The organism is Halotolerantifilum yawarlongkerapense, assembly GCF_054506745.1.
This window is the reverse complement of record NZ_CP199719.1, coordinates 1,240,696-1,265,303: the sequence shown is the minus strand read 5'-3', so window position 1 is coordinate 1,265,303 and position 24,608 is coordinate 1,240,696. Positions and strand designations below refer to the sequence as shown.

At 51.8% G+C, this 24,608-nt stretch carries 29 protein-coding genes and 1 tRNA gene; 20 read left to right on the top strand and 10 right to left on the bottom strand.

Going from position 1 to position 24,608, the window contains the following annotated elements; all coding sequences use genetic code 11:
* Positions 1 to 14: 14 nt before the first annotated feature.
* Positions 15 to 1,655, top strand: a complete 1,641-nt coding sequence (gene ilvB / locus ACULM0_RS06190; RefSeq protein ID WP_463679559.1) for a biosynthetic-type acetolactate synthase large subunit — start codon at positions 15 to 17, stop codon at positions 1,653 to 1,655.
* 12 nt (positions 1,656 to 1,667) lie between these two features.
* Here the strand turns inward: ilvB and ACULM0_RS06185 are convergent, their stop codons facing one another.
* Complete coding sequence (locus ACULM0_RS06185) at positions 1,668 to 2,111, bottom strand: threonine/serine exporter family protein (protein WP_463679558.1); 444 nt, start codon at positions 2,109 to 2,111, stop codon at positions 1,668 to 1,670.
* Positions 2,111 to 2,893, bottom strand: a complete 783-nt coding sequence (locus ACULM0_RS06180) for a threonine/serine exporter family protein (RefSeq protein ID WP_463679557.1) — start codon at positions 2,891 to 2,893, stop codon at positions 2,111 to 2,113. The genes ACULM0_RS06185 and ACULM0_RS06180 overlap by 1 nt, the downstream gene beginning before the upstream one ends.
* Positions 2,894 to 3,384: 491 nt before the next feature.
* On the opposite strand from ACULM0_RS06180, the gene ACULM0_RS06175 reads away from it, so the two are divergent.
* From ACULM0_RS06175 to ACULM0_RS06140, 8 genes are all read left to right on the top strand, one after another.
* Positions 3,385 to 4,992: a BCCT family transporter gene (locus ACULM0_RS06175; RefSeq protein ID WP_463679556.1), complete on the top strand. Its 1,608-nt coding sequence runs from the start codon at positions 3,385 to 3,387 to the stop codon at positions 4,990 to 4,992.
* 358 nt (positions 4,993 to 5,350) lie between these two features.
* On the top strand, positions 5,351 to 5,509 hold the full coding sequence (locus tag ACULM0_RS06170; RefSeq protein WP_463679555.1) for a hypothetical protein: 159 nt from the start codon (positions 5,351 to 5,353) through the stop codon (positions 5,507 to 5,509).
* 108 nt (positions 5,510 to 5,617) lie between these two features.
* On the top strand, positions 5,618 to 6,718 hold the full coding sequence (locus tag ACULM0_RS06165; protein WP_463679554.1) for a pyridoxal-phosphate dependent enzyme: 1,101 nt from the start codon (positions 5,618 to 5,620) through the stop codon (positions 6,716 to 6,718).
* Positions 6,715 to 7,221 (top strand): GNAT family N-acetyltransferase, encoded by a 507-nt coding sequence (locus ACULM0_RS06160; RefSeq protein ID WP_463679553.1) that lies wholly within the window; start codon positions 6,715 to 6,717, stop codon positions 7,219 to 7,221. The genes ACULM0_RS06165 and ACULM0_RS06160 overlap by 4 nt, the downstream gene beginning before the upstream one ends.
* A gap of 3 nt (positions 7,222 to 7,224) precedes the next feature.
* Entirely contained in the window at positions 7,225 to 7,974 is a 750-nt protein-coding gene (locus ACULM0_RS06155) for an HpcH/HpaI aldolase family protein (RefSeq protein WP_463679552.1), read from the top strand.
* Complete coding sequence (locus ACULM0_RS06150; protein WP_463679551.1) at positions 7,967 to 8,461, top strand: N-acetyltransferase family protein; 495 nt, start codon at positions 7,967 to 7,969, stop codon at positions 8,459 to 8,461. The genes ACULM0_RS06155 and ACULM0_RS06150 overlap by 8 nt, the downstream gene beginning before the upstream one ends.
* A gap of 2 nt (positions 8,462 to 8,463) precedes the next feature.
* Positions 8,464 to 8,883, top strand: coding sequence for a hypothetical protein (locus ACULM0_RS06145; RefSeq protein WP_463679550.1), 420 nt, complete (start codon positions 8,464 to 8,466; stop codon positions 8,881 to 8,883).
* 140 nt (positions 8,884 to 9,023) lie between these two features.
* Positions 9,024 to 10,580, top strand: a complete 1,557-nt coding sequence (locus ACULM0_RS06140) for a GNAT family N-acetyltransferase (protein WP_463679549.1) — start codon at positions 9,024 to 9,026, stop codon at positions 10,578 to 10,580.
* Positions 10,581 to 10,640: 60 nt separating this feature from the next.
* Here the strand turns inward: ACULM0_RS06140 and ACULM0_RS06135 are convergent, their stop codons facing one another.
* Positions 10,641 to 10,874 (bottom strand): hypothetical protein, encoded by a 234-nt coding sequence (locus tag ACULM0_RS06135; protein ID WP_463679548.1) that lies wholly within the window; start codon positions 10,872 to 10,874, stop codon positions 10,641 to 10,643.
* Positions 10,875 to 11,152: 278 nt separating this feature from the next.
* Here ACULM0_RS06135 and ACULM0_RS06130 point away from each other — a divergent pair, with 278 nt between their 5' ends.
* The 6 genes from ACULM0_RS06130 to ACULM0_RS06105 all read left to right on the top strand — a co-directional run bounded on the left by ACULM0_RS06130 (position 11,153) and on the right by ACULM0_RS06105 (position 14,026).
* The gene (locus ACULM0_RS06130; RefSeq protein ID WP_463679547.1) at positions 11,153 to 11,293 is read left to right on the top strand and encodes a helix-turn-helix domain-containing protein; all 141 of its coding nucleotides are present in this window, start codon (positions 11,153 to 11,155) and stop codon (positions 11,291 to 11,293) included.
* 101 nt (positions 11,294 to 11,394) lie between these two features.
* The gene (locus ACULM0_RS06125; RefSeq protein ID WP_463679546.1) at positions 11,395 to 12,024 is read left to right on the top strand and encodes an MDR/zinc-dependent alcohol dehydrogenase-like family protein; all 630 of its coding nucleotides are present in this window, start codon (positions 11,395 to 11,397) and stop codon (positions 12,022 to 12,024) included.
* Between the two features lie 58 nt (positions 12,025 to 12,082).
* The gene (locus ACULM0_RS06120) at positions 12,083 to 12,583 is read left to right on the top strand and encodes a hypothetical protein (protein ID WP_463679545.1); all 501 of its coding nucleotides are present in this window, start codon (positions 12,083 to 12,085) and stop codon (positions 12,581 to 12,583) included.
* 20 nt (positions 12,584 to 12,603) lie between these two features.
* Positions 12,604 to 13,092 (top strand): hypothetical protein, encoded by a 489-nt coding sequence (locus ACULM0_RS06115; protein WP_463679544.1) that lies wholly within the window; start codon positions 12,604 to 12,606, stop codon positions 13,090 to 13,092.
* Positions 13,089 to 13,541: a hypothetical protein gene (locus ACULM0_RS06110; protein ID WP_463679543.1), complete on the top strand. Its 453-nt coding sequence runs from the start codon at positions 13,089 to 13,091 to the stop codon at positions 13,539 to 13,541. Before ACULM0_RS06115 ends, ACULM0_RS06110 begins: the two co-directional genes overlap by 4 nt.
* Positions 13,538 to 14,026, top strand: coding sequence for a YbaK/EbsC family protein (locus ACULM0_RS06105; RefSeq protein WP_463679542.1), 489 nt, complete (start codon positions 13,538 to 13,540; stop codon positions 14,024 to 14,026). Before ACULM0_RS06110 ends, ACULM0_RS06105 begins: the two co-directional genes overlap by 4 nt.
* 41 nt (positions 14,027 to 14,067) lie before the next feature.
* Here ACULM0_RS06105 and ACULM0_RS06100 read toward each other — a convergent pair.
* The 5 genes from ACULM0_RS06100 to ACULM0_RS06080 all read right to left on the bottom strand — a co-directional run bounded on the left by ACULM0_RS06100 (position 14,068) and on the right by ACULM0_RS06080 (position 18,133).
* A tRNA-Leu gene (locus ACULM0_RS06100) sits at positions 14,068 to 14,154 on the bottom strand.
* Positions 14,155 to 14,278: 124 nt separating this feature from the next.
* Positions 14,279 to 14,500 (bottom strand): DUF5320 domain-containing protein, encoded by a 222-nt coding sequence (locus ACULM0_RS06095; protein ID WP_463679541.1) that lies wholly within the window; start codon positions 14,498 to 14,500, stop codon positions 14,279 to 14,281.
* Positions 14,501 to 14,654: 154 nt separating this feature from the next.
* Entirely contained in the window at positions 14,655 to 15,317 is a 663-nt protein-coding gene (locus ACULM0_RS06090; RefSeq protein WP_463679540.1) for a YczE/YyaS/YitT family protein, read from the bottom strand.
* A gap of 13 nt (positions 15,318 to 15,330) precedes the next feature.
* The gene (locus ACULM0_RS06085; protein ID WP_463679539.1) at positions 15,331 to 16,914 is read right to left on the bottom strand and encodes a tetratricopeptide repeat-containing diguanylate cyclase; all 1,584 of its coding nucleotides are present in this window, start codon (positions 16,912 to 16,914) and stop codon (positions 15,331 to 15,333) included.
* A 73-nt stretch (positions 16,915 to 16,987) separates the two neighbouring features.
* Entirely contained in the window at positions 16,988 to 18,133 is a 1,146-nt protein-coding gene (locus tag ACULM0_RS06080; protein ID WP_463679538.1) for a baeRF3 domain-containing protein, read from the bottom strand.
* Between the two features lie 108 nt (positions 18,134 to 18,241).
* Between ACULM0_RS06080 and ACULM0_RS06075 the strand changes: the two genes are divergently transcribed.
* Positions 18,242 to 18,685 (top strand): DUF188 domain-containing protein, encoded by a 444-nt coding sequence (locus ACULM0_RS06075; RefSeq protein ID WP_463679537.1) that lies wholly within the window; start codon positions 18,242 to 18,244, stop codon positions 18,683 to 18,685.
* 63 nt (positions 18,686 to 18,748) lie between these two features.
* Here ACULM0_RS06075 and ACULM0_RS06070 read toward each other — a convergent pair whose 3' ends face one another.
* Entirely contained in the window at positions 18,749 to 20,647 is a 1,899-nt protein-coding gene (locus ACULM0_RS06070) for an endonuclease MutS2 (RefSeq protein WP_463679536.1), read from the bottom strand.
* A 351-nt stretch (positions 20,648 to 20,998) separates the two neighbouring features.
* On the opposite strand from ACULM0_RS06070, the gene ACULM0_RS06065 reads away from it, so the two are divergent.
* From ACULM0_RS06065 to ACULM0_RS06055, 3 genes are all read left to right on the top strand, one after another.
* Positions 20,999 to 21,427, top strand: coding sequence for a hypothetical protein (locus ACULM0_RS06065; protein WP_463679535.1), 429 nt, complete (start codon positions 20,999 to 21,001; stop codon positions 21,425 to 21,427).
* Positions 21,428 to 21,450: 23 nt separating this feature from the next.
* Positions 21,451 to 21,969 (top strand): hypothetical protein, encoded by a 519-nt coding sequence (locus ACULM0_RS06060; protein WP_463679534.1) that lies wholly within the window; start codon positions 21,451 to 21,453, stop codon positions 21,967 to 21,969.
* A gap of 103 nt (positions 21,970 to 22,072) precedes the next feature.
* Positions 22,073 to 23,272 carry an NAD(P)/FAD-dependent oxidoreductase gene (locus ACULM0_RS06055; RefSeq protein ID WP_463679533.1) on the top strand — a complete coding sequence of 400 codons (1,200 nt, stop codon included), beginning with the start codon at positions 22,073 to 22,075 and terminating at the stop codon, positions 23,270 to 23,272.
* Positions 23,273 to 23,299: 27 nt separating this feature from the next.
* Here ACULM0_RS06055 and ACULM0_RS06050 read toward each other — a convergent pair whose 3' ends face one another.
* The gene (locus ACULM0_RS06050) at positions 23,300 to 23,494 is read right to left on the bottom strand and encodes a hypothetical protein (protein ID WP_463679532.1); all 195 of its coding nucleotides are present in this window, start codon (positions 23,492 to 23,494) and stop codon (positions 23,300 to 23,302) included.
* A 97-nt stretch (positions 23,495 to 23,591) separates the two neighbouring features.
* Here ACULM0_RS06050 and ACULM0_RS06045 point away from each other — a divergent pair, with 97 nt between their 5' ends.
* Positions 23,592 to 24,530, top strand: a complete 939-nt coding sequence (locus tag ACULM0_RS06045) for a 2-thiouracil desulfurase family protein (protein ID WP_463679531.1) — start codon at positions 23,592 to 23,594, stop codon at positions 24,528 to 24,530.
* Positions 24,531 to 24,608 lie beyond the last annotated feature (78 nt).

Here is a 24,608-nt window from a genome sequence, read left to right as displayed (position 1 = left end):
GGGAGGTTGGTTCTATGTTCACTGGTGCTGAGATTGTTCTAGAAACACTACACGATCTGGGGGTCGGACAACTCTTCGGATACCCCGGCGGTGCCGTGATCCCTCTCTATGATGCCCTGTACGATCAAATGGATCGATTTCACCACTGTCGCACGGCCCACGAGCAAGGAGCGGTTCATGCCGCGGATGGTTACAGCCGCGCATCGGGCAAAGTGGGCGTTTGCTTCGTGACCTCCGGACCTGGTGCTACGAATACCTTGACCGGTCTGGCCACGGCCTTCATGGATTCGGTTCCCCTGGTCGTGATCAGCGGGCAGGTTCCCTCAGCGCTTCTCGGGAAGGACTCTTTTCAGGAGATCGATATCACGGGAATCAGCATGCCGGTGACCAAGCACAACGTGTTGGTCCGATCTGTCGACCAGATTGAACCGGTGCTACGACGGGCGTATGAAGTGGCCACTTCAGGACGGCCCGGTCCTGTTCTCGTGGACATCCCCAAGGATCTGTTCATGAAGGCGTGTGCCTACCATGGGTTGGCGATGGAGGAGGTCCCTCCCTATCCCGAGGCTCCTGAGGGGGTAGTCGAGAAAGCCGCTAGCATGATCGGGGAGTCGAAACGGCCCGTGATCTATGCAGGGGGCGGTGTGGCGCTGGGCAAAGCGGAGGAGGCCTTCCGAGCCTTTGTCGATCGTTCCCAGATTCCTGTGGTCAATACCCTGATGGGTTTGGGCTCTTATCCGCGAAAGGATCCAAAATCCCTGGGGATGGTGGGTATGCACGGTTTTCCAGAGGCCAACATGGCTGTGACGGAGGCGGATCTGGTCATTGCAGTGGGTGCGCGTTTCAGCGATCGCGTGATCGGAGATGCGACGGCCTTCGCTCCACAAGCCAAGATTCTGCATCTCGATGTGGATGCCACGGAGATCAATAAGAATATCCAGACGGATCTTTCCGTTCTGGGTGATCTAAAGTCTTCAATCGAAAGATTGTCCGAGCGAATCGAGTCCGGTGACCACAAGGCGTGGCTCGAAGGCATCAAAGAAAGGAACAGGATGGAGGGACACCAGCATCCCTTCCATCCCCATCGAATTCTGGAGAAGCTCTCGAAGGCCTTACCCGAGGCAACAGTGGTCACGGACGTGGGCCAGCACCAGATGTGGACAGCCCAGGTCTGGCCTTTTCAGGCGACGAGACATTTTCTCACATCAGGTGGTCTGGGAACAATGGGTTATGGTCTGGGAGCGGCGATCGGAGCCCAGCTGGCGCGGCCGACGGATCCTGTGGTTTTGATCACTGGGGACGGTAGCTTTCGAATGAATGCCAATGAACTGGTGACAGTTGCCGAGCAGCGGTTGCCGCTCTTGATGGTACTCTTTCACAATGGTACCCTGGGTATGGTCAGACAGTGGCAGGAAATGTTCCAGCGGGAGCGCTTCGCCGAAACCATCCTACCGGACGTGATCGATCACGTGAAGTTATGCGGGGCCTATGGCATCACGGCAAAGCGAGCGGCGAACCTCGAAGAACTCTCACGAGCGCTCGACGAATACAATGGCAAAGAACCTATGATGATTGTGTGCGCTATCGGCGCACAGGAGAACGTTCTTCCGATCGTGCCCCCTGGGCAACCGATTCAACAGTACAGGGTCAAGTAAAAACCCCCGAGATCAGGTCTTGTCGACCTGACTCGGGGTTTTGGGCTTGAGCAGATGAGATACCGAGAGACTCAGCACCAGACCGAAGGCAATGGAGGTTGCTCCGAGGACGGCTTCAAAACCAATGGCGCCTGCGGCAGCGTATTCTTTTTCGATAATCCGGAGCATGGTTTCGTAGAGCCCGTATCCGGGCACCAAGGGGATGATTCCAGGAATCACAAATAGAGTTGCCGGTTCCTTATACAGGCGTGCTAGCATTTCGCCGGCGACACCCACGGTCAATGAAGCGGCGAAAGAAGCCATGAGTACCGAGGTGCCCCAGCCGAGTAAAGCTTCGTACACTAACCATCCCAAGGCGCCCGCGAGGGCCGTTGCGGGAATCAAGCGCCTCGGACTATTGAAGAGAATGGCAAAGGCGAAAGTACACCCGAAGGCAAAAAAAGCAGTGGCTAGCATCAGGCCACCCCCAAGAGATGCCGTAGTTCGAAGATGACGCCGACACCAATGGCGATCGCGATGGCCACGAGGAGCGCTTCGCCGATCCGAGCGATTCCAGAAACCAGGTCGCCTGCCAGCGCATCACGCAGGGCGTTGGTGAAGGCCACGCCCGGTACGAGCGGCATGATGGAACCCACGATAATCTGATCGAGCGAAAGAGTCAGGCCGATCAAAGAGCCGGCGTAGACGAGGACCAATGCGAAAAGAGCATTGCCCGCACCACCGACGAGCAGTTCGAAAAAAGTCGATTGGTTGGATGTTCGCATGCGGTCGAGGAGAAATCCTACGGAGAAGCTCACGAGAAAGGCGGCGATGAACTCTCTGGGATCCCCTCCGTACAATAGGGAGAAGAATCCACCCACAAAACCGGCGCCCATATAGCGGACAATACCGGCAAAATCAGGTGCGCGATCGATTGCCTCGAGTGCACGGATGCCCTCGGTGATCGTTAGGTTTCCCCCGACAACGTCGCGAGACAGGTGATTGAGGCGAGAGATGCGCTCGAGGTCTATTCTTCTAGAGAGCACCCGGACCATATCTTGGTAATGCCAATCGCCATTGTCCACGTTCACCGTGATCATGGTGGGGACGCAGAAGGCGCTAGCGTGTCGAATCCCTACGTGGTTCAACAGGTGAAGGATCGTTTGCTCGACACGATAGGTTTCAGCGCCACTGGCGAGCAGGTGGCTACCGAGGTGCAGGGCAAAATTGACTGCATTTTTATCGCGTTTATGATTCATGAAAAACCTCCTAAAAACCGAAAGACACAACAATCAATGTAACGAGTTTCAACGCCTGTGTCAATAGCAAAGGAGATAAAGCTTGAGAAGGAAAGGGCGAGACCCCGGTCATGGTCTGATCGGTGGGGATGAGCGCAAGGATTGTACCTTGACAAAAGGAGTGAAATTTAGTATCATTTGAAACTGATGTGAATGCGAATTACCCGTTACCAGTAGCCGGGGATGAGCACATGGGATCCATTTAAGACGGGGCCCTGTGTCGAGTCTCCTTGAGTGGTGAGAGTAGCGGTGAAAAGCTTATGAACGTAGAACTGGGGTTTGTCCGGGCTCCCGCGGGGCCGGAACACGTTATGCAGCGGTGTGACGTGAAGTGAGTCCGTTGAAAATCAGGGCGAAACTTAAACACTCTAACTCTCGCTAGAAAAGCGATGAGTTAGAGTGTCTTTTTTTTTGCAACGAACCATCATTACGATCAAATGGGAGGAATGTTTATGAGTAGAAAGAAGATTATCGCCAAGCGGAAAGAACTGCATGGCAAGAATTTCACGGGTTTTGGACTGGATTTGAATTTGACCGTCACCTTGTTGTCGGCACTGGTCCTCATAGCCTTTTCAGTGTATGCCTTTGTGAACATAGAAACAGCTTCAGCCACGCTTGAGGCACTAAAAGGTTCTGTGCTGGATCGATTCAGCAGCCTTTTCGTAATGGCTTCTAATCTCTTCATCGTGGTACTGATCCTCTTTGCACTGTTCAATCGATCGGGCAAGATTCGTATCGGAGGCGACGATGCAAAACCAGAGTTCTCGCGTTTTGCATGGTACTCCATGCTCATGTCGGCTGGTATGGGAATCGGCCTGATGTTTTGGTCTGTGGGTGAGCCGATCTTCCATGATGCCTACTCCCCAGTCTTTGGTGCCAAGGACGGACTTCAGGGGCTGGCCACGACTTTTTTCCACTGGACCCTCCACCCGTGGGCGATTTATACCATGATCGCCCTGGCCTTCGGGTATTTTGCCTACAACAAGAAGTTGCCGCTCTCGCCTCGATCCTTTTTCTATCCGATTCTCAAGGATCGGATCTTCGGATTCGTTGGGGATCTGATCGATACCCTGGCCGTCTTGGCCGCACTTGTCGGACTGGCGACTTCACTTGGCTTTGGTGTACAGCAGATCAACAGTGGCTTGACCTATATTTTCGGGGTACCCTTCTCGATTAACATCCAGGTGGCCCTGATCGCGGGGATTACGGGGATCGCAACACTTTCGGTTGTGTCGGGAATCGATAAAGGAGTGAAGTTCCTCAGTGAACTGAATATCCGTGCGGCGGGACTACTGATGCTACTCATCTTCATCCTCGGCCCCTCGGCACAGATCATCAAGAATATCGTAGCAGGAACAGGTGTTTTCGCAGGAGACTTGATACGCGCCTCGACGATTGTACATTTACTCGATAGCGAATGGGCGCAGGGCTGGACAATCTTTTACTGGGCTTGGTGGATTTCATGGAGTCCTTTCGTCGGTATGTTCATCGCCAAGATCTCCAAGGGGCGGACGGTACGGGAGTTTATTACCGCCACGATGTTCGTGCCTACAATCTTGAGCATCTTATGGCTGGGGACCTTTGGAACGACTGCCCTCTCAGTAGATGCTGCTTCCCAAGGGGCACTCGGTGCTGCTGTCAACGCACAGATCAGCACGGCACTCTTTGAGATGATCGAATTGATGAGTCATCCACTGCTCGTACCCGCGGTCAGTGTGGCGGTTCAGGGACTGGCCCTGTTCTTGGTCATCAGTTTCTTCGTGACATCGAGTGATTCCGGTTCACTTGTGGTCGATAGCCTGGCATCTGGAGGGAAGATCCACTCGCCTGTTGGCCAAAGAGTCTTCTGGGCTGTGATGGAAGGTGTGATCGCTGCGGTACTTCTGGTCGTCGGCGGGACACAGGCTCTGACGGTACTCCAGACGGCGGTGATTATCACGGGCCTGCCCTTCGCACTGATCATCGGTGTGGTAACGGTACTCCTGATCAAAGAATTCTACTTGACGCCCGCCGAGCAACCCAAGGGTGTACCGTCTACCCTAGGCAAAGAAAGCGCATAAACGAAGACCTTAAAAATAGCCGAGAGGCTATTTTTTTGTTTCTGTGAGAAACCATGCAGATTAAGTGAGAACGTCCCCTACTTTAGCTGGGAGATGAGGGTCTAAAACTTGGTTTGGTCAATCAACTGATTCAGTGATGATTCCCTGATCTCCTTCTATGAAAAACAAGGTTTTTCATCCGTGAAAGAAAACTTGCTGACAGTTGATTTGTCTGGGGTCGTGCCCTCCCTCCGGGCAATGGCCCGCGGTTCTGGAAGTGTTTTGAAAAAATCAGTTGTTGTCCGAAGCGTTCGATACCTATGAAAACCGAGCGCTCTATCGCTTCCATTTGATCATGGGGATCAAGGAGTGTCTTCATATGGCCAATGCGCAACCACACGTCATCCCTGACGCCTTCGGCATAGATGGTATCTACCAGACGAGCGAGAAAGACGTCTTCCTCTACAGGGCTCTTTCCCCCTGGCCGGTCTTCCATACAAAAGCCCGGAGACAGGGAGGACCTGATCACTTCGGGTGATTTTCAAGAGGGCGTGTTGAGCGGGTTCCTAATCAATCGGATCGATAGAAATGATTCATTCTTGGTCGGAATGGGGTATAATGATAAAGAATGGAAATGAGGGATCGAATGAATAAATTGTTGACTTGCGAAATATGTGGATCGCGCTATCGACCGAAAATTGGTAGAAACACCTGTGATTGCGGGGGGATGTTGTCTCTACCCATCAATCCACCCTTATCGCGCGACGTGCGCATACTCGATGGCGAATGGAGCTTGTTCCGTTACATTGCCTACCTACCTTTTGAAGACCGCAGAGATTGGCAGAAAATCAGTCTGGGAGAGGGAATGACCCCCCTGCGTCCCGTCGATGCCCAACGGTCCCGTCATCTGGTCAAGTGCGAGTATGCGATGCCCACGCTTTCTTTCAAGGACAGGGGGGCTGTGATCCTCGTGGCAAAGGCCAGTGCATTGGGTGCAAACCAGATCGTACAGGATTCCAGTGGGAATGCGGGTACCGCTGTGGCGGCTTATGCCGCGCGTGCAGGGATCAACTGTGACATCTATGTACCAGCGACTACCTCCGAGAAGAAAATCCAGCAGATTGTGGCCCACGGTGCGAATGTCCACAGGATAGAAGGATCTAGGGAAGCAACGGCCAGAGCAGCCTTAGAAGCGGCTTCGGTCCCCGGTGTCTATTATGCTAGCCACGTGTACAATCCGTATTTTTACGAGGGAACAAAGACCTATGTTTATGAAATTTTCGAGCAAATGAACGGCCGTCTGCCGGACGTCTTCTGGGTTCCAGTGGGAAACGGCACACTTCTCCTGGGCGTCTACCGCGCTTTTCTTGAACTCCGTCGCATGGGTCTCATTACCCTGTTCCCAAAGATCTATGCGGTTCAGAGTGAGGGATGTGCACCGATCTACGACGCCTATCACCATACGGAGACAAATCGAAAGAAGACCATGGCCGAGGGGATCGCCATTGCTGATCCAAAGAGAAAAGAGCAAATTCTTGCGGCTATACGGGAGACGGACGGTACGATTTATATCGCTAAAGAAGCAGAAATTCCCCAGGCTCGTCGCTGGTTGGCCAGAAGAGGATACTATGTGGAAACCACTACGGCGGCTACGATTGCAGCCTATCTCGCGGTATCCCCATCCCAAGAGCTGATACATGTGATCCCCTTGTGTGGGGCGGGAATCAAGAGCGGGGTGACAGAATGATCATTGAAACGGAACGGTTGCGTCTGCGGCCGCTGAGGATGTCGGATATCGAGGCAATACTCACCTTCTGGGGCGATGCAGAAGTGATGCGGTACTGTGGTGGTCCTGGCGATCGAGAAAGAGAGATAAGGGCGGTTGTCTATTACCAGAAGCTATTGGAGGAAAAAGGGCATGCTCCGATGGCCGTTGTTCTCAAGAAGTCGGAGCAGGTGATTGGCGCCTGTGGCTTTCAATCCGCCTGGGTAGAAGGAAGGGTGGAGCTAATCTATCACTTTGCCAAAGCACACTGGGGTGAGGGGTATGCAACAGAGGCGATTCGTGCTGTCATGGAGCGCGCGCTTCTCGAGCCGCCGGCTCCGGCCGTCGTGGCGGCAGCATCACTCGATAACAAAGCATCTCTACATCTGTTGGAGAAAATGGGATTCCATTACACCGGCTTGCGTTACTTTGAAGATACCGGGGAAGAAGAACCCACATATCGGTACACATTAAGGGAGGCGTGACCTATGTTACATAAGAAACTGGGGAAAATTCCTGTGGTGGGCCCCTTTGTTGCTCTGCCGAGCCCTGAGATTGCGGAGCTCGTGGGCCTTGCGGGGTATGATTTTGCGATTTTCGATCAAGAACACGGTCAGATCACTTTTGACCGTTTGCCCGACCTGTTAAGAGCTGCCGAAGTGCGGGGGCTTGGCACCGTGGTACGCACCTCGGGTTCTAAGCGTTCGGATATCCTGAGACCGCTGGACTTGGGTGCCCAGGGCATCATCGTACCCCAAGTGGACAGTGCCGAAGAAGCGCGTGCGATTGTCTATCACGCGCGTTATGCACCGGGGGGAGGGCGTGGCGTCGCGATGCCGCGGGCATCTGACTTCGGGAACAAAAAGAGTGATACCTATTTTGAATCGAGCAATCGAGAGGTGGCGATCATCGTACAGGCGGAAAGCCAGAAGGCGCTGGACAACCTGGCGTCAATTGCCGCCATCCAGGGGTTGACCGGTATTTTCCTCGGTCCGTTCGACCTTTCCGTCTCTCTTGGCATCCCCGGACAAACCCGACATCCTCGGATCGAAGAAGCTGCGGTGGAGCTGTTGACCGTTTGCAAAGAGCATAGAGTGGTCTCCGGTATCTTTGTCACCACTATGGAGGAAGCGCTACGTCGAAGGGAACAGGGATTTGATTTTATCGCCTTCAGCATGGATACCCTGATCTTGAGCTCTGCTCTAAAGGGCCATCTGGAGGAGTGGCGTCGTGATTGACTACCGCGTCATGGTAGCGGAAGATGTTCCGTTACTGGCAGATTTTTTCGATCGCCTGCGTGAAGAAGGGGTGATGATGAGTTTCGTGGATGCCGGTGCTTCCGATTTGGAGAACTGGCTGGAAAGCCAAGGGGTATTCTGTTATGTGGTAGAAGCACAGGGAGAAGTCGTGGGCCTAATCAAAGCCAAGCGACCGAAGCGATCGAACCAACGGTTCTGGGCTTTTTTGTCCATTGCGATCGACTCTTCTCACCGGGAAACGGGCTTGGCGCGAGGTCTGACGGATTTTGCCTGCCAAAGATTGAGGGAAGAGGGCATTCAGATCGTTCGTGCTTATATCTACAGCGATAATCTGGCGTCCTTGGCCACGGCCAGAGCCTGCGGATTTCTCGAGACGGGGCGGGTCGTCGCCCATCACCGCGATGAAGAGACCGGCGAGAACATCGATGATGTGATCATGCACAGGATAATCGAAGGAGGGGTGTAGCGATGGATCGTTTCATGAAGAGAGTACCCGGGAGGAAGGAAAAACGTTGGTGGGTCCTGGGCCTTGCCGTTACACTGGTAGCCTTTGGTATCATTTTTTTGGGCATACTGCTGGGCGGAAACTATCCTGAAGCCAATCGGTTGATTGGTGTGAGCCTGCCTTTCTTCACCATTTGTTTTTTCATGGCCCTTTTCGCAACGATCAGCGGATTCTTTGGGGGGCAGTACCTAGCGCTGATGGGCTATGTGGGTCTTTTGATCGCCTCGCCGATCATGGCGGTATACGCCAGTATCGATCAGGCGGGCTGGGAGATCCTCATGGCCACGCTGACGGGCGTTCTCGTCTATAGCGTGAACTTCTTTTTCGGTATTGTCTTTCAGGTAATCTCATGGCTCACCATGAGGAACAAAGAGCAAGATTAATGCAATCGCTGGAAGCTGAAGGGACACCTGCTCAGTCAAAAGGATCACAAGGGGAGCCGTTAAGCGGCTCCTTTTCGATTAGCTCGATGAGCAGAGGGTATGAATGGAGGGTAAGATGATTTCAAAGGAGGAGTCAACCCATGATCATGGATCCTGAACTGGAAAATATTCAAAAAAAATTACTGGTGCGACCGATAGAGAAGGTGGATATCGACGAGATCATCGCACTGCAGAAGCTTTGTTTTGTCGATATGATCCCCTGGACACAAGAACAGCTTGAGAGTCATATCAATCGATTCCAAGAGGGTCAAATATGCGTAGAGCTCGATGGGAAGATCATTGGTTCGAGCTCGAGCCTGATCATTAATTTCGATGAGTACGACGATCAGCACACCTGGGAAGAGATCACGGAGGATGGCTTCATTACCAATCATGATTCGGAAGGCTATAACCTCTATGGTATCGAGATCATGGTGCATCCCGACTACCGGAATATGAAAATCGGTCGTCGGCTCTACGAGGCGAGAAAAGACCTTGCCAGACAATTGAATCTCAAGAGCATTGTGATCGGTGGCAGAATACCTAATTACCACAAGTACTCCGAAGAGCTTTCGCCCAAGGAATACGTCCAAGAGGTCATCTACAAGAACATCTACGATCCGATCCTGACCTTCCAACTCAGCAACGAGTTCGTCATCAAACGGATCAACAAAGGCTATTTACCAGAGGATGACGACTCGGAACACTATGCGATCTTGATGGAGTGGAACAACATCGATTATAGTCCGCAATCCAAGCGACACTTCAAAACCTCTTTTCCCGTGAGAACAACGGTAATTCAGTACTTCATGAAGTCCATCGATAATTTTTCTGAGTTTGCCCATCAATGTGAGTACTTCGTAGATGTGGCCTCTAATTACGATTCGGATTTCGCAGTTTTTCCGGAAATTTTCACAACGCAACTCCTATCCTTTATCGATGAGAAAGTGCCGAGCAAGGCGATCCGAGAACTGACAACCTATACGGATGATTACATCAACCTCTTCCAGGGTTTAGCCATGAAGTATAATGTCAACATCATTGGGGGATCCCATTTCATCGAAGAAGACGAACGGGTTTACAACGTTGCATACCTCTTTCGTCGGGACGGCTCGATCGATAAGCAGTACAAATTGCACATTACGCCGAACGAACGACGTTGGTGGGGGATTTCGGAAGGGGATGAAATCAAGGTCTTCGATACGGATTGCGGGAAGATCGCCATTTTGATTTGTTACGATATCGAGTTCCCTGAGCTAGCCCGTATCGTGACGGAAAAGGGAGCGAACATCATCTTCACACCCTTCTGCACCGATGAACGCCAGGGGTATCTGCGTGTACGGTATTGTGCGCAGGCCCGTGCTGTGGAAAACCAGGTTTACGTGGTAACGGCGGGAACCGTCGGGAACCTCACCCAAGCGGAGAACATGGATATCCAGTACGCTCAGTCGGGTATCTTCACGCCTTCAGATTTTGAGTTCCCGAGAGATGGTATTCTCGGCGAATGCAGTCCGAATATTGAAATGGTTGTGGTGGGTGACTTAGATCTTGAACTCCTGCGACGCTCCCGTCGAACGGGAACGGTAACGCTTCTCGGCAACCGACGCAAGGACCTATACGAACTTGTCGAGAAAAATATCACTCTGGTGGAAGACTAAAAGGCAGAAAGACCGGGTGCATATTCCAAAAGGAATATGCACCCGGTTTCATTTTTTTGACTATAGGTCTTTTAGAAATTCGGCTCCCAGGTCACTGATGTTGATGGATGGCCCTGTTTTCTCATCTGCACTGGAAAGTGGAGCGAAGGTGAGGTAGCCACTGTTCATCAGATGTTCAGAGTAGGAGTCAAAATCCTCGGCAGAAATACCCAGTTGATCTGAGTAAAAGGCGGCATCTCTGTCGGGGTTCCTGTTGATGGTCTCGAGTACTTTACGTGACATTTCTTTATTCATAGCATCCCTCCTATTATTAAAATTACCCCAATGCGTCTTGAAGTATCGGGAGAATTGTAATTTTCTTAAAGGATAAGAATTCATCCATCGCCCCGTTCACCCGCTTCTTCAATCGTATCAGGGTTATTTCGTGACAGGAGAAGGGTTTTTATTATAAAACAAGCGAGAACACCCGTGACTTTAATCGTGGGATGAATCGATTGACTTGGACCTAGATCTACTGATAAACCAGATATGAACATTTTTTCCCAATAAAATCTTCGCAAGGTGGTGGCTTGGTGTTAAACCACAAGGCGTACAAGTTCAGAATCTATCCTGACAACGCTCAAAAGGAACAGATCGCAAAGACAATCGGCTGTAGTCGATATGTCTTCAATCACTTCCTGAGCGAGTGGGAAACCGCCTACCTAACCACTTGATGGGGACGAAACCCGGTGGTCGCATGATCGTGCTCGGGGGAGCGGGTCCCATGGGCTTGGGTGCCATCGACTAAGCGCGGTCATTAGATGAGGGGACTTCGATGATCGTGGTGACGGATATCGATGACGACGGCTTGGCACGCGCCGCAGAAACCTTGCCACCCGAGAAAGCCGCCGCGAAAGGTGTGGCCCTTCACTCTGTGAACACCGCTTTGCCAGAGGATCCGATTGCCATGCTACGAGATCTCACCGACGGTGGGGGCTTCGACGATGCCTTTGTATACGCCCCCGTGCGGGTCCTCGTGGAGCAAGCGGACCGGTTGTTTGCCAACGACGGTTGCTTGAACTTCTTCGCAGGTCCGACGGATCACGGGTTCACGGCACCGATCAATCTCTACAACGTTCACTATGCGAGCACCCACATCGGAGGGCTTAATGCGGCGGCGGAGACGATCCTGCGGTTGCCCGACCTATCCGGTGGAAAGAAACTCGTTTACCCGCATATCGAGATGCCGCTGACCGCGATTGCGGACTTCAAAGAGCTGGGTGTGAGGATCCCCCTTCGCAGGCCTTCACGAGATTTGCTCATGCCACGGTGGACTGTGGCATGCCGAGGCAGAGGCAATTTTGTTCGAGCATTTCGGCATCGAAACAGATTAGGAGAAAATGAAAAGGAGGTGCCTTCCCAGCGATTGGGAAAGGGCACCTCCCTTTCTTTAAGATGGATTTAATGTGGCGGTACGCCGGCAAGTGTTAGAATAGTAGGAGAAGAGAAAGGAAGCAAAACCCATGTGGAAACTATTTTTAATACTCATACCCCTGTCACTCCACCTGTTCGTGGGCATGTACTTTAGCGTGCAAGCCGCCCTATACCTATTTGCTGGTCTTTTTTTCCTGCTTCCTACCGTCATGCTATTCAAAGAGGACGTCTATGAAAAATACTGGTCATTAGTCAATCCATGGATGCAAAAGAACTTGGAACAAAAGGATGAAACCTTTCGTCGTAAGAACAAACGGATGAATATTCTATCCTGGTACCTTTTGGCCATCCTCTTTTTTTTCCAGGGATCCATGGCGAGAGCTGATGAAAAGTTGTTCGCAGGCATGTCACCCGAGACCTTGTTACAGGTGATGGTTGGCCTCCTGGTTTTGCTCCTGGTCGCGGGCGTGGCCAATCACCTGATCATCAAGAAGAGTCGCACGAACGGTGATGTGATCTTCTGGAGCATCCTAGTGGGTGTGGGCCTTTTCGGTATGATGGCCATCATGGTCAGCCGATTGATCATTTGAGCAAACGGGAGGTGAAATCAATGCGCAGAAGTCTATCGATAATACTCGTGTTCTTAGCCCTTCTGCTCGTGAGTGGGTGCGCGCAGGAAGAAGAAAATGCCATACGCGTACACCGCGCTAGCATCATGACGGACCATCTGATGGTGGGGCCGATCCAAGTGATCACATCGGGTGGAGAAGTGCTCGTGTTGACAGACCAGACGCGGGTTCAGAACGTCACGGGTGAGCACTTGGGCTTCGTCAGCGGCGAGTTGACCGTACGAGCACCCGTGGAAGACTTCCGTTTCCACGGGGACCATTTCATATTGGTCGATGAGCCTGGTGAGGCTTCCCACAGGCATTACTCTCATCTCTACAGCGACATTTGGGAGGGCGAACAGGCCTTGCAGACCCTGGCTATTGAAGTCCGCTACGAGATCGACGGGATCGAGTACCGGGAAGAGCGGCTCTTGCCTTTAACCGAGATGGAAGTTGAATATATGCGTGTACCAGAGGAGAGAAAGGAATGAGTATGGTGATTACGATCTTAATTCCAATTGTGATTGTCGCGGTGATAGTTCTGATCGTCGCAAGTCTGAAAAACCAAGACCCCGAAGGGAGTGCGTCAGCGATGAAAAATGTGTATCTCTATTTAGTGCTTTTTGCCACCCTCATGATGACCATCGGAGGGAGTGTAGGCGTTTTCATGGCCTTGGCCGATATGGTGGCACCAGCGCCTTATTATCAGACGTATGAAGAGTATGCACGTAACGATAGATACAAGCCTGCACCGCAAGAAGGGGAAATAAAGGAAGAACGTAGTGAAGAGGAGCTGCGCGCGGACTATGAAGCCATGATTCGCAGTGAAGAGGAACGACAGATGCGACGCGCCAAGAACTCTCTGATCAAAAGCTTCGGATGGATCGTCATTCCTCTGCCTGTGTTCATCCTGTTTCAGAGGAAACTCGTGAAGGCATGAGCCTCGAAACCCGTATCATGAACAGGCTCGATGACCTGGGCATCGCTTACGGTCGCCACACGCACGCACCTGTGGCGACCGTAGAGGAGGCTAAGGTCTATTCATGTGATGTACCCGGCCAGCATCTTAAGAATCTCTTCCTCCGGGACAGGAAGGGTAAGAACCATCTCTTGCTTGTTGCTTTGGAAGACCAGATGGTCGATCTGTCAAAGCTCGGCAGACTGCTCGGGTTATCCGGTCTCTCTTTCGCCTCCAAGAGAAGACTCGACAAGTACTTGGGTGTGAGCCCGGGTGCCGTGAGCCCCCTCCCGCTACTCCGCGATGAGGCCCGGGAAGTGGTTCTGGTCCTAGACGGGGAGATCGATCGAGAAAGGGATGTGAGCTTTCATCCTGGACGCAATGACGTGACGCTTGTGCTCGGCTTTGAAGATTTTCTCAAGTACCTCGAGGGACTCGACATCACGGTCCACGAAATTTCCTTTTGACAATAAAAAAAGACGGCCCGCAAAGGGTCGTCTTTTTGATATGGTGCGAGAAACAGGACTTGAACCTGCACGTGATTGCTCACACAAGAACCTGAATCTTGCGCGTCTGCCAATTCCGCCATTCTCGCGCGCCACATCTTATATTCTACACCATTCTATCTTTTTGTAAAGGGGTAATCCTATTTTTTTTTGCTGTACATGTGAACAAAGGACCAGAGCATGCAAAAACCCCCGGAGGGGTTTTACACAGGATCACCAGCGTTCGCGACCTCGGAAGCCTCGCGGGCCACGGCGTAAACCCCTGCCACCACGGCGAGAACCGCGACCGGTGAAACCTCTTCTACGTCTAGGAAACATGGGTTCGTCAGGAAGATCCTTCACTGGGCTCTCGACTTCATCTGCGGCACAGCGACCGAGACCACGTCCGGTCATAGGGCCTTCTTCCTCAGGACCCCGGCGATTGAAGTTTGCCATATCCTACACCTCCTCGAGCTTTATTGGCATATGCTAATTATAATATACATCTACTCTTTCCATGTGTCAATGCCGGAGAGGGAGAAACACTACTTGATTGTTACTTTCAATTAGAATCAAGCTGTCGAGACAAAAAAAATCCCCGATAGACACTCTATCGGGACTGTTTGATCTCGCGCATGAGGCTTACCACAGAGTGCTGTGAGATGGCCGTCGGGTCATAGTGGTAGAAGCTGAAAACACTCTGCAGGACCCGTCCGCCTCCGATGGCAATCAACACAGTACTGACCCCTAAGGGGCCACCGAGGAGCAAACCGATAAGCATCACGGTCATTTCCATAGCGGTGCGTATCACGAAGGTACTCTTTCCGGTCAGGCGCATGAGCGTGAGCATGAGACCGTCGCGCGGCCCGGCCCCTAAACCGCAGCTTAGGTAGTAATAGACGCCAAGGGAAAAGATCACCAGTCCGATCATGCTCATGACCAGTTGAAACATGAAGTGTTCTGGTGTGGAAATGACCTCTAGGGCGATGATCAGATCGATGAAAAGACCGATGAAATACATATTGAGCAGGGTTCCGATGCCGGGGATCACCCTGAAAAAAAGGGTCCCGATGATGATAATGAGTCCGATGATCTGCGATAGGCGCCCAAAGGGAAGCCCGGTAACCTCCACTAGACCGGCTGTGAAGGTACCCCACGGATTCATACCAAGATCGGCCCTCAGCATCAAAACGATACCGAGCGCGGCGAGGAAAAACCCGGAAAAGAGTCGTGGCAACTTGGCCAGTAATGTTCTCATTGTATAGGTAGTCATGGTCGATTCCTTCTTAATCGGCGATCACAATACGATCGCGGCCTTGTTTTTTCGCCTGGTAAAGTGCGCGATCCGCTAGCTCCAGTTGCAATCGACTGTCGTGGGTTCCGTGCTCATTAAAAACAGCACCGATACTTGCAGTCAGTTGATGGTGTTGTCCCTGGTATTGATAGGGGCAGTGAGCCTCCTTGATCTGACGATGGATGGTTTCCAAGACTTCGGTACCATGTTCTCGTGAGATATTGGGGAAGATCATGAGGAACTCCTCGCCACCGTAACGGGCGGCGAACCCCCGGTAGTTGACGGCTGCCGTTTCCAAGATGGCTGCGATTTGAACGAGACAGGAGTCGCCGTAGAGATGCCCCATCCCATCGTTCACCCATTTGAAATGATCGAGATCGAGCATGACCAGCCAATAGGGTACATGGGGTTCTCTGCCATCCATCTCGGTTAGCGTCAGGTTAATGAGACGTCGGTTGGGCAGGGCCGTCAGTTCATCGTACATCGCCTGCCTCGTGAGCTCTTCCGTCTGGTGTAAAGCCCGGGTACGTCTCAAGTGATGGGGTTGGGAAACCAGCCCCATGTAACCGGATTCAGGCATCTGCGCCTCTACCCGCATGATCTCTAGCCGGTGGTGCAAATGCGATGCTTCGATGGACTGGTGCACATCGTGGTACTCCTTGAACGTTCTCAAGGCTTGCTGGAATTCGCCCGACACTTCGAATTCTCCAGCGAGCAGGTGCAGAAGATCTGCCCGCTTCTTTTCAGCCCCCGATATATGGGAGAGTTGTTCTGCCTCAAGGAGGTAGTCTCGCGCGGTATCCAGACCCATCGCTTTGGCCAGATGGTACTGCTGTTTCAGTAGATCGATACGGTAGAAACGATTTGCCGAGGACGCGATGGTGCGCTCGGCAAGGGCAATATAACCTCTGGCCCTTTCGTGATCTCCGATTGCCAAAAAGACCTTGGCAAGGCGCAGGTTCCCTTCGCTCTTGTAGATGGGATCGGCATCGTCATCTAGAGTGAGGACGGCCGTTTTAAAGTAAGCAAGCGCCTTGTCGTAATCTTCGGTGTGATAGTACACATCGCCAACGTTCGACGCGATCACACTGCGGTAGGCAGAGCAATCATTTTCTTCCGCGAGTCCCAATGCTTCTTGGTAGTGGAGGAGGCTTTCTTCCCATTCTCCCGCATCGCGGTAGACTTCACCGATGTTGTTGAGGACGCTGATTCTGACGGAAAGATCCGAGGCGGTCTTGGTGAGGTGCATGAGCGCATCGGAAAAATAGTAAATGGCTTTTTGATGGAGACCCGAGTAAAAGTAAAAGATGCCCAGGAAATTCTCAGCCTTCGCTAGACCGGGGTTATTCTGCAGTTGGCTGTAGAGGTTGAGCGCTTTGAAGGCGTATTTGAATCCAATGGGAATCTCGGTGAGCGTTCTGCAGGCATGCGAAAGCCCAAGCAGAGCTCGGCCCTGCCTTTCCAGGTCATCCTGTGATTCGGCCAGCTGTAACGCTTCTATGTAGACACCGTAGGCTTGTTTGGGATTTGTTTGCAGTTGGTCATCAGCCTGTCGGATCATTTGATCGATTGTCATGAGTGCATCACCACCTGATTCATTCATTATAACAAAAAATGGAGCGTTGTGAGAACAACGCTCCAAAGAGATTTTAATATCGCAGGAGTGCCAGGCAGTCTTCGCTGTCCGGTAAGCGTTCGCGATCGACGACATAGATTGTTCCACCGCTCATAAAGGTATGCAGCGCAGAGAAGTTGGCCAGATCGATGCCTTGCTTTTCATCAAAGGTGTTGACTTCCTGTGTTTCGTATTCGAAGTCACCCCATAGATGAAGGTCTTTGGCCAGTACCAGCGTATCGATCCTACCGTTGATAGCGGCAGGTGCAATGGCTTTGAGATCGGATAAAGCTTGTTCCTTTTGATCGAGAACACCGTATCGATCCAAGATACGATCGAAGTGTTGTCGCTGGAGATCGGCAATGATCGGCCACCCTTTATCCCGCAATTCTTCGCCGCTTCTATTGTCCGGATTCCCCGTGAGAGTCTCTTCGAGTACTGCGTTCAATGTGGTGATATCGCGGTAGATAGAAGTGAGGAATTCCACACCCGCCAGGATGATCGGTGCCGTGGGATCATCGATCAGATCACCGATGCCATGATCCACCTCGTGGAAAAAGCGACCCATTTGCGCTTTTTCATCGATGGCATCGACGCCATGTCCGACGTAGCCAGCGGCCTGTCGATTGTCCATCTGTTTATTGTTTCGCTCGTAGGTTTTCCCCGAGTTGGGATCTTCGAAGGTTTTGTATTCTTCTAAGCTCACGGGGATCTCATTCAAGGGAACTTCCGTGGCATTGTAGTGCGTACAATGGATAAGGCGAATGTTCTTCTGACTGAGGGCGAGCACATAAAACGTTTTATTCTCCACGAAGAGCGGGAAAAGCGGTTTGATGTACGGGACATCACCGTAATCGACGAAGGATTCAAATTTGATGGGGAGACGGTAGGTCTCCATACCCTCATTGTCGATAAACAGGGCCAAGCCCTCGCTCTGGTGTTGCCAGAAAATCGAATCATTCGTGAGGTTAAGAGCTCCTTTCAAGAAACGATCGATGGTCTGGGGCGATTTTCCCGCATTTTCGAGCATTTCTTCCGCTTCTTTTAAGGCGTTTTTCAGATGTATGCGCCCTTCCTCGGCCTCTCTACCCACTTTTTCTGTTGGGATGTAAATGGAAAGGGTCTTCCCGCTGGTTCCCTCGATCAAGAGTTCCAGCTCATTCTTTGTCAAGTAATCCATAATTCTGCCTCCTTACAATTACCGTTAGGACTTCAATCATTATTTACCCCCACTAGCCTGTCATAAACGAGTCCCTATGGTAAACTGGAGATAATAAGGAGGCGTCGTATGAGAATATGGATAGATGCAGATGGTTGTCCGGTGGTAAAAGAGACGATCAAAATCGCGAGGAAGCGCCGCATTCCCGTGACGATTGTCAAGAACATAGCCCATCGGTTCAACGAACAGGAAGGCGTTGAGGTGATCACGGTGGATCGGAGTGTCGATCGCGTGGATTTCGTCATCACCAATGCATTGGAAGAAGGAGATGTCGTGATCAGCCAGGACTATGGTCTGCACGCGATGATCCTATCCCGGGGAGCCCATGGCCTTCAGGTGAACGGCCAGTGGATCACACGTGAGAATATTGACGGCCACCTCTTGCGTCGTCATGAGAACCGAGAGCGTCGAAGGAAGGAAAAGCGCTATACAAAGCACAAAAAACGAACGGCGGAAGACGATCAGCATTTTGAAGAGGGACTCGAGACTCTCCTGGAGGAACTAAAGGGCTGAGAGCTCAGGGTCAAGCTGCGACCAAGAGTAAGATGGAAATAAAAAACAGGAGCAGGCGGATGCCTACTCCTGTTTTAATCTGTGGAGCCTTTCATTTACTTCTTCGAGATCTTTAAACCGGCCCTTTTGCAAATCTTTCTCCAGCTTTCGCGATGCAAAAGAGTTGAAAAGTTGATCGAGGTTGTACCCGGGCGGATAGAGTTCTGTGGCCGGCAGGATCAGCTCCAGTCGGCGGTGATGGATGGATTGTAGTTGATTGTCCACGAGAACTTGGGTCATGCCGTGGTCGTCCGGACCATCGTAGAAAAGACCAATGGTCTCCGTTCCCTGGTGTCGTACGCGATCGCCTCGGCGGAAGGGTGATTCTACAGCTTCCTTGATCTGTAGGGTGCGTTCCTTCCGCTTTTGGAAGTCTAGGGGGGCAGAGGGCACGCGATTTCCAGCGCGCCACTGTTTGGCGCGATCTAAAATCCTTCGGTGGAGTCCCAAGCGCTCGCTGATCCAGAATCCTTTGGAAGCACCAGATGCACCGATATCCAGACGGTAGAGAGGCTGTAGAGAGGCCTCATCGAAGGCCATGGCACCGTTCTCAAAGCCGTCGTGGATTTCGCCAAACTCCTTGAGCTCGCCGTAATGCGTCGTGGCCATTGTGAGTGCTCCTTTGGCATAGAATGCCTCCAGAATGGCCACGCCTAGCGCGGCCCCCTCTGCAGGGTCTGTTCCGGTTCCAATCTCATCGATGAGCACGAGATCACCGGGTCCCGCTTGACCGATCATATCGATCAACTGTGTCATGTGCCCTGAAAAGGTGCTGAGTGATGTGGAGAGATCTTGGCTATCGCCGATATCCACTAGTAAATGATTGAAAATCGGCAGGGTACTACCGGGCTGGACCGGTGGTAGGATGCCGCATTGCGCAAGAAGGGCGCAAGCGCCGAGTGTTTTCAGCGCTACCGTCTTACCGCCTGTGTTTGGACCAGTGATCAACAGGGTGCGAAAGTCCTCGCCCAATCGGATGTTGAGTGGTCTGCAGGCCTCACCTAACATGGGGTGGCGGGCCCCCTTCAGGTCGATGCGATCCACCGTGTTGAGTGCGATGGCGTTTCCGCCGATCTTACGACTGTACTTTGCTCGCGCAAAAATCGAGTCGATACTGATCATAGTGTCTCTCGCGAGAAGGAGGTCTCCTTCGATTTCAAGAAAAAGGGCTGTGAGCGCGGAGAGCACTTGGTAAACCTCCGCCTCTTCCTCATGACGTAGCAAATCGAGTTCTTCACGGAGCTGTCGCAAAGCGTTCGGCTCAACAAATACCGTTGCACCGGTCGACGAGGTGGCGACGATAGAACCATCGACCTGTCGTTTGTACTGGGCCAAGACCGGAAGGACGTAGCGATCGTGCTTCTTCTGGTACATGGGTTCTTGCAAGAGGGCAGACCATGTTGGAGAAGAGATGCATTTTTCCACCTTGGAGATCATCCTGGCTTCAATGATGGCAATCTTCTTGCGCAGGGTCGCCAGATAGGAAGAGGCCTTGTCGCTCACGCGATTACCTTCTGTGGTCCGGTCCACTTCCTGTTCGACGGTCTGGTGAAGGGGGAGGTACCGACTATAGGCAAAAAGACGTGGTGCATCATGCTGGAAGATCTCGAGATCCTTGCGAATCAAACGAATGGACCGTAGGAAAGCAGAGAGTTTGAGCAGATCATCGACGGACAGTATTGTTGCCATGGACAACTTTTTCAGCTGCGGTCTGAGATCGACGAGTCCGTGCAGGACACCATGTTCTTTTTGCTTGAGAATCAAACATGCTTCTTCCGTTTCCTCGAGTTGCATCTGGACGGCCTGGAGTGAGGTTTTTGGTTCGACGGTGGCCAGGGCATCGGCACCGAGTCCACTGGCCGCATAGGTGATCAGGTCGTTGATCAGCAGGTCAAAGTGGAGGGCTTTATAAGGGTTATTCATAGGTGTGCTCCTTTCACGTTTCTAAAAAAATGACACAAAAAAACCACGGCCGAAGCCGCGGTTGAACGCGTGGCTTTCTTCGGTTCTGATGGATCTAGTATCCGGGTACGACAAATAAACCCCCACGGGGTGCTGTCACCTGAATACTCTTCAATTCATCCGATCAGAGCGAAATCACACTCATCAAAAACCCTCATTTCTATATTTTCGCACTTTCAGTTTACGTGCAACGAGGCAACCTTGTCAACATTTTATGCAAATTTCAGGGCTCTCTGCAATCTGTGTGCCTTTTCTGATACAATAAAAGAAGTATCACAATTTCATTTCATAGAGAGAATGGAGGTTTTCGCCTTGAGAAAATACATTGGAATGGGTCTGCTGGTTTTTTCTCTTCTTGTCCTGGTGGCATGTGGAGAAGAGGCACCACCTGATGAGAAGGATGGGTTTTTCAGTTATGCTTGGTCGTCGAGTTTAGGTAGCGTCGAGGGGATAGCGAATTTACAGCGCTTTAGCTATGAGGTACTGCTCACCAACGAGCACGCGATACCGACGTATGTCACGGAGGTCGTTATCAAACCCAGTGATACGGCCCGTAGTATTCTAGAAGGGGAGATCGAGCCGATCTTGGTCGATCGACGCATCCAACCGGGTGCTGATCTAACGATCAGCGGGGAGTTCGTCCTCCGTACAAAGGCACTATCGAAAGAGGAAATCCTTGCCCTGGCCCCCTTTGTAATCGGCATCGAGGTGAGGACTAGTGAGACGATTTTCTTCGACTGATTGTTTGGAAGGAGGTGAATGACTTGGGCACGATGAAAACGCGTGATCTGACAACCGTCGCGATGATCGTGGTGTTGATGATCGTGGGCGGATGGGTTCTCTTTGCGGTGGGTGTGTTCACAGGTTTTCCTGGGATGAAGTATCTGCTGATGGGTCCGTACTTGGCCTTTTGTTTGTATTTTCCCGACACATTGATCAAGCGCCCAATGATTCTGACGACGGTTTCTGCGGTCTTCGGACTGGTGATGACACTCGTCAGTCCATTCATGGGTCCGGTCATTTTCCTCACCGGCTTGTTCACAGACCTGATTGCGCGCATGCTGCATCTGAGGCGCTCCTGGAAACTGGCTCTCTATCCCTCGATCGGCTTCTTGTTGACTTACTATGTGACCACGCATCTCACGGGATTGATGCTTCTCGGCCCCCTGGGATGGCCCCTGGCTTTATTTTTGACGGGCCTCACCTTTTTACTGGGCCTCTTGGGGGTACATGCTGCTAAGATCATCCACCAGCGTTTGGATCAAGCGGATCTCTACTCATAAAGGAGTGGGGGTCTTTTCTATTTTTTGGATTGGCATCCGCTGATTTCCGATACCCTACATGGGGTAACTAATCGATAGAGTATAGAAACAAGGAGGGATCGTAGTGAAACTATTGATTATCGGTAACGGCATCGCGGGCTTATCCGCTGCAGAGCACTTTAGAAAGTTCGATGAGCAATCGCAAGTGACTCTGTTGAGTGATGACCGTTATCCAACCTACTACCGACTGAAGCTTTCGCATTATCTGGCCAAACCGGACTTTGATGTGGAGGAACTGATGGTAAAAAAACCATCCTGGTACGAAGAACGTAAGATCGATGTGCAGACAGAAACCAAAGTGGAGACCATCGATTTCGAAGAGAAACAGGTGCACACAGCGGAAGGTAAGACCTATTCGTACGACCGCTTGCTCCTTGCCTGTGGTGCGCATCCTTTTGTACCACCGATCAAAGGAGCCGAGAGCGAAGGGGTGTTCTCACTCCGAACGCTGGATGATCTGATTGAAATGCATCGTGATTTTGAGGAGAAAGAACATATCACGGTCATCGGAGGTGGCTTGCTGGGATTAGAAGCGGCCAACGCTTTGAAATCCCTGGGAAAAGACGTGACGGTCGTGGAGTTCTTTCCCTATCTATTGCCCAGACAACTGGACGAAGGTCTTTCCCAGCGGGTGAAGAAACAGCTCGAAGCGGAAGGTCTCACCTTTCGGCTGGGTGCGGCTTGCGACCAGATCGAATCGGAGGAAGGGAAGGTTGCTGCCATCAAACTGAATACTGGTGAGCGGTTGGAGACCGACGCCGTGGTGATCTCGGCAGGTATCCGCCCGAACCTATCTCTCTTTGAAGGAAGCGATCTGAAAGTGGATAAAGGTGTCGTGGTGGATGAACGGATGCGCACCAACATTCCGGATGTGTATGCAGCCGGTGACGTGGCCGCATACAAGGGTGTGGTCTATGGACTATGGACAGCCTCAAACGAACAGGGAAAGGTGGCCGGTATGAATTTAGCCGGTCGCGATAGTACCTATGCCGAACCGCGCTTGGTGGCCACATTGAACATCGGTGGCGTGAAATTGTTCTCGGCAGGCGATGTGTCTGAACCCGATCGCATCTTAGCTTACGAAAAAGGAGAAGCTTGTCACCGGCTCTACGTGAAGGACCAGCGTGTCGTCGGTGCCGCGTTGACGGGTGATCTCGCTTGGATGCTCAAGGTGCGTAAGCTGGTCGATGAGAAGCGACTCCTAGCTTCATTACCACAGGAGGCAGAGGAGCATAGGTTCTTTGCGGACTTGGTGGATGAATGATAAAGGTGGGGAGGGAAGCCTCCCTACTTAAAAGATAAGCCTTAAGAATACCATGAGCAAAAAGATCGCTACTACGATCGGTAGGAACAAGACGCCAAAAAAAACAAACAGCAGCACGAAACCGATGACGGCGAGCAGCAGTTTGATCAGACCGAAGCCGATTTTGAGCAGTCCCTTGAATACAAAGATGATGAGAATCAGGCCGGCGAACCATTCGAACATTTCATTTCCTCCTTCCTTTTACCAGTACCAGTCTATCGGAGGAGGCTTGAAAAATCCTTTGGATTTCATTAAAATTTCGTGAGAAAGGATGATATGTATGCTGATCGATCAACCGATCCCTATCGGGATCAGCGCCTGCATGTATGGTTGCAAGGTGCGTTATAATGCTAAAGGTTGGGATATGCTCCAGAACATCGGTCGGGAGTCAGAGCCCTTCGTATTCTACCCCGTTTGCCCGGAGATCATGAGCGGTATGGGCATTCCACGTTCCTCGATCTCTATCCGCGGAAAATCGGGCGATGATGTATGGCGTGGCGAGGCGCGGGTCAAGAACCGGAAGGGTGAAGACCGTACGGAAGACTTGATGCGGGCGAGTGAACAGGCCTTGGAGATTCTACGGAAAGGCGATGTCAAGGCTTACATCTACATGGAGGGAAGCCCGAGCTGCGGCGTCTACCGCACATCGCTGAAAAACAAGCGATTGGGGCATCCCCCTGGGGTGTTTGGGTCCTTGCTCCTGCGAGAAGGGTTTTTCCTGATCCCGGCGAATGACATGCAAAGCCCGATCAAATGGTGGGACTGGCGACGTCGCCTCTTCGCCTTCCTGTGGCTCGATGACGAGCCTATTGAGGACAAGGGACAGCTCTATCATGTCTGGCATCAACTGAAGTTTTTGGTGCAAGAAGTGGATGAACCCTTTGCAAGACAGCTGGGTAAAGAGCTCGCCGCTATGCCAAAGCACATTGACGAGGCTTACATCAAGACGTTCAAGTCCCAGGTGATGAATACCCTCAGGAAGCCGTCGAGCGTGCCGAAGATCAAGCAAAGATTGTGGAAGCACTATGTTCACTACCGTGACCATTATGATCTCAATCTAGAGATCGTGAAGGAACCTACGGACCTGAGGGGGATGACCGCACTGGCCCAAGAACTTGTGGCGGTAGAGAAGGCACTGTATCTCAAGGGGAAAACCTTCAGTTCCTCCCCGGTCATCTTCCGGTATAATCGAAAAGAAGACGAAGATTATGAAGTTTGACGAGAAGATCCTCTGGGATCTTCTTTTCTTTTCCCCTAGTATTGGGGACGATCTGTTGATTTCTCTCGATGAAATATT

Bases quoted from the DNA above. Each gene is read 5' to 3' on its own strand.
- ilvB (WP_463679559.1), top strand. From the start codon at position 15: ATGTTCACTGGTGCTGAGATTGTTCTAGAAACACTACACGATCTGGGG.
- ACULM0_RS06185 (WP_463679558.1), bottom strand. From the start codon at position 2,111: ATGCTAGCCACTGCTTTTTTTGCCTTCGGGTGTACTTTCGCCTTTGCC.
- ACULM0_RS06180 (WP_463679557.1), bottom strand. From the start codon at position 2,893: ATGAATCATAAACGCGATAAAAATGCAGTCAATTTTGCCCTGCACCTC.
- ACULM0_RS06175 (WP_463679556.1), top strand. From the start codon at position 3,385: ATGAGTAGAAAGAAGATTATCGCCAAGCGGAAAGAACTGCATGGCAAG.
- ACULM0_RS06170 (WP_463679555.1), top strand. From the start codon at position 5,351: ATGGCCAATGCGCAACCACACGTCATCCCTGACGCCTTCGGCATAGAT.
- ACULM0_RS06165 (WP_463679554.1), top strand. From the start codon at position 5,618: ATGAATAAATTGTTGACTTGCGAAATATGTGGATCGCGCTATCGACCG.
- ACULM0_RS06160 (WP_463679553.1), top strand. From the start codon at position 6,715: ATGATCATTGAAACGGAACGGTTGCGTCTGCGGCCGCTGAGGATGTCG.
- ACULM0_RS06155 (WP_463679552.1), top strand. From the start codon at position 7,225: ATGTTACATAAGAAACTGGGGAAAATTCCTGTGGTGGGCCCCTTTGTT.
- ACULM0_RS06145 (WP_463679550.1), top strand. From the start codon at position 8,464: ATGGATCGTTTCATGAAGAGAGTACCCGGGAGGAAGGAAAAACGTTGG.
- ACULM0_RS06140 (WP_463679549.1), top strand. From the start codon at position 9,024: ATGATCATGGATCCTGAACTGGAAAATATTCAAAAAAAATTACTGGTG.
- ACULM0_RS06135 (WP_463679548.1), bottom strand. From the start codon at position 10,874: ATGAATAAAGAAATGTCACGTAAAGTACTCGAGACCATCAACAGGAAC.
- ACULM0_RS06125 (WP_463679546.1), top strand. From the start codon at position 11,395: ATGATCGTGGTGACGGATATCGATGACGACGGCTTGGCACGCGCCGCA.
- ACULM0_RS06120 (WP_463679545.1), top strand. From the start codon at position 12,083: ATGTGGAAACTATTTTTAATACTCATACCCCTGTCACTCCACCTGTTC.
- ACULM0_RS06115 (WP_463679544.1), top strand. From the start codon at position 12,604: ATGCGCAGAAGTCTATCGATAATACTCGTGTTCTTAGCCCTTCTGCTC.
- ACULM0_RS06110 (WP_463679543.1), top strand. From the start codon at position 13,089: ATGAGTATGGTGATTACGATCTTAATTCCAATTGTGATTGTCGCGGTG.
- ACULM0_RS06105 (WP_463679542.1), top strand. From the start codon at position 13,538: ATGAGCCTCGAAACCCGTATCATGAACAGGCTCGATGACCTGGGCATC.
- ACULM0_RS06095 (WP_463679541.1), bottom strand. From the start codon at position 14,500: ATGGCAAACTTCAATCGCCGGGGTCCTGAGGAAGAAGGCCCTATGACC.
- ACULM0_RS06090 (WP_463679540.1), bottom strand. From the start codon at position 15,317: ATGACTACCTATACAATGAGAACATTACTGGCCAAGTTGCCACGACTC.
- ACULM0_RS06085 (WP_463679539.1), bottom strand. From the start codon at position 16,914: ATGACAATCGATCAAATGATCCGACAGGCTGATGACCAACTGCAAACA.
- ACULM0_RS06080 (WP_463679538.1), bottom strand. From the start codon at position 18,133: ATGGATTACTTGACAAAGAATGAGCTGGAACTCTTGATCGAGGGAACC.
- ACULM0_RS06075 (WP_463679537.1), top strand. From the start codon at position 18,242: ATGAGAATATGGATAGATGCAGATGGTTGTCCGGTGGTAAAAGAGACG.
- ACULM0_RS06070 (WP_463679536.1), bottom strand. From the start codon at position 20,647: ATGAATAACCCTTATAAAGCCCTCCACTTTGACCTGCTGATCAACGAC.
- ACULM0_RS06050 (WP_463679532.1), bottom strand. From the start codon at position 23,494: ATGTTCGAATGGTTCGCCGGCCTGATTCTCATCATCTTTGTATTCAAG.
- ACULM0_RS06045 (WP_463679531.1), top strand. From the start codon at position 23,592: ATGCTGATCGATCAACCGATCCCTATCGGGATCAGCGCCTGCATGTAT.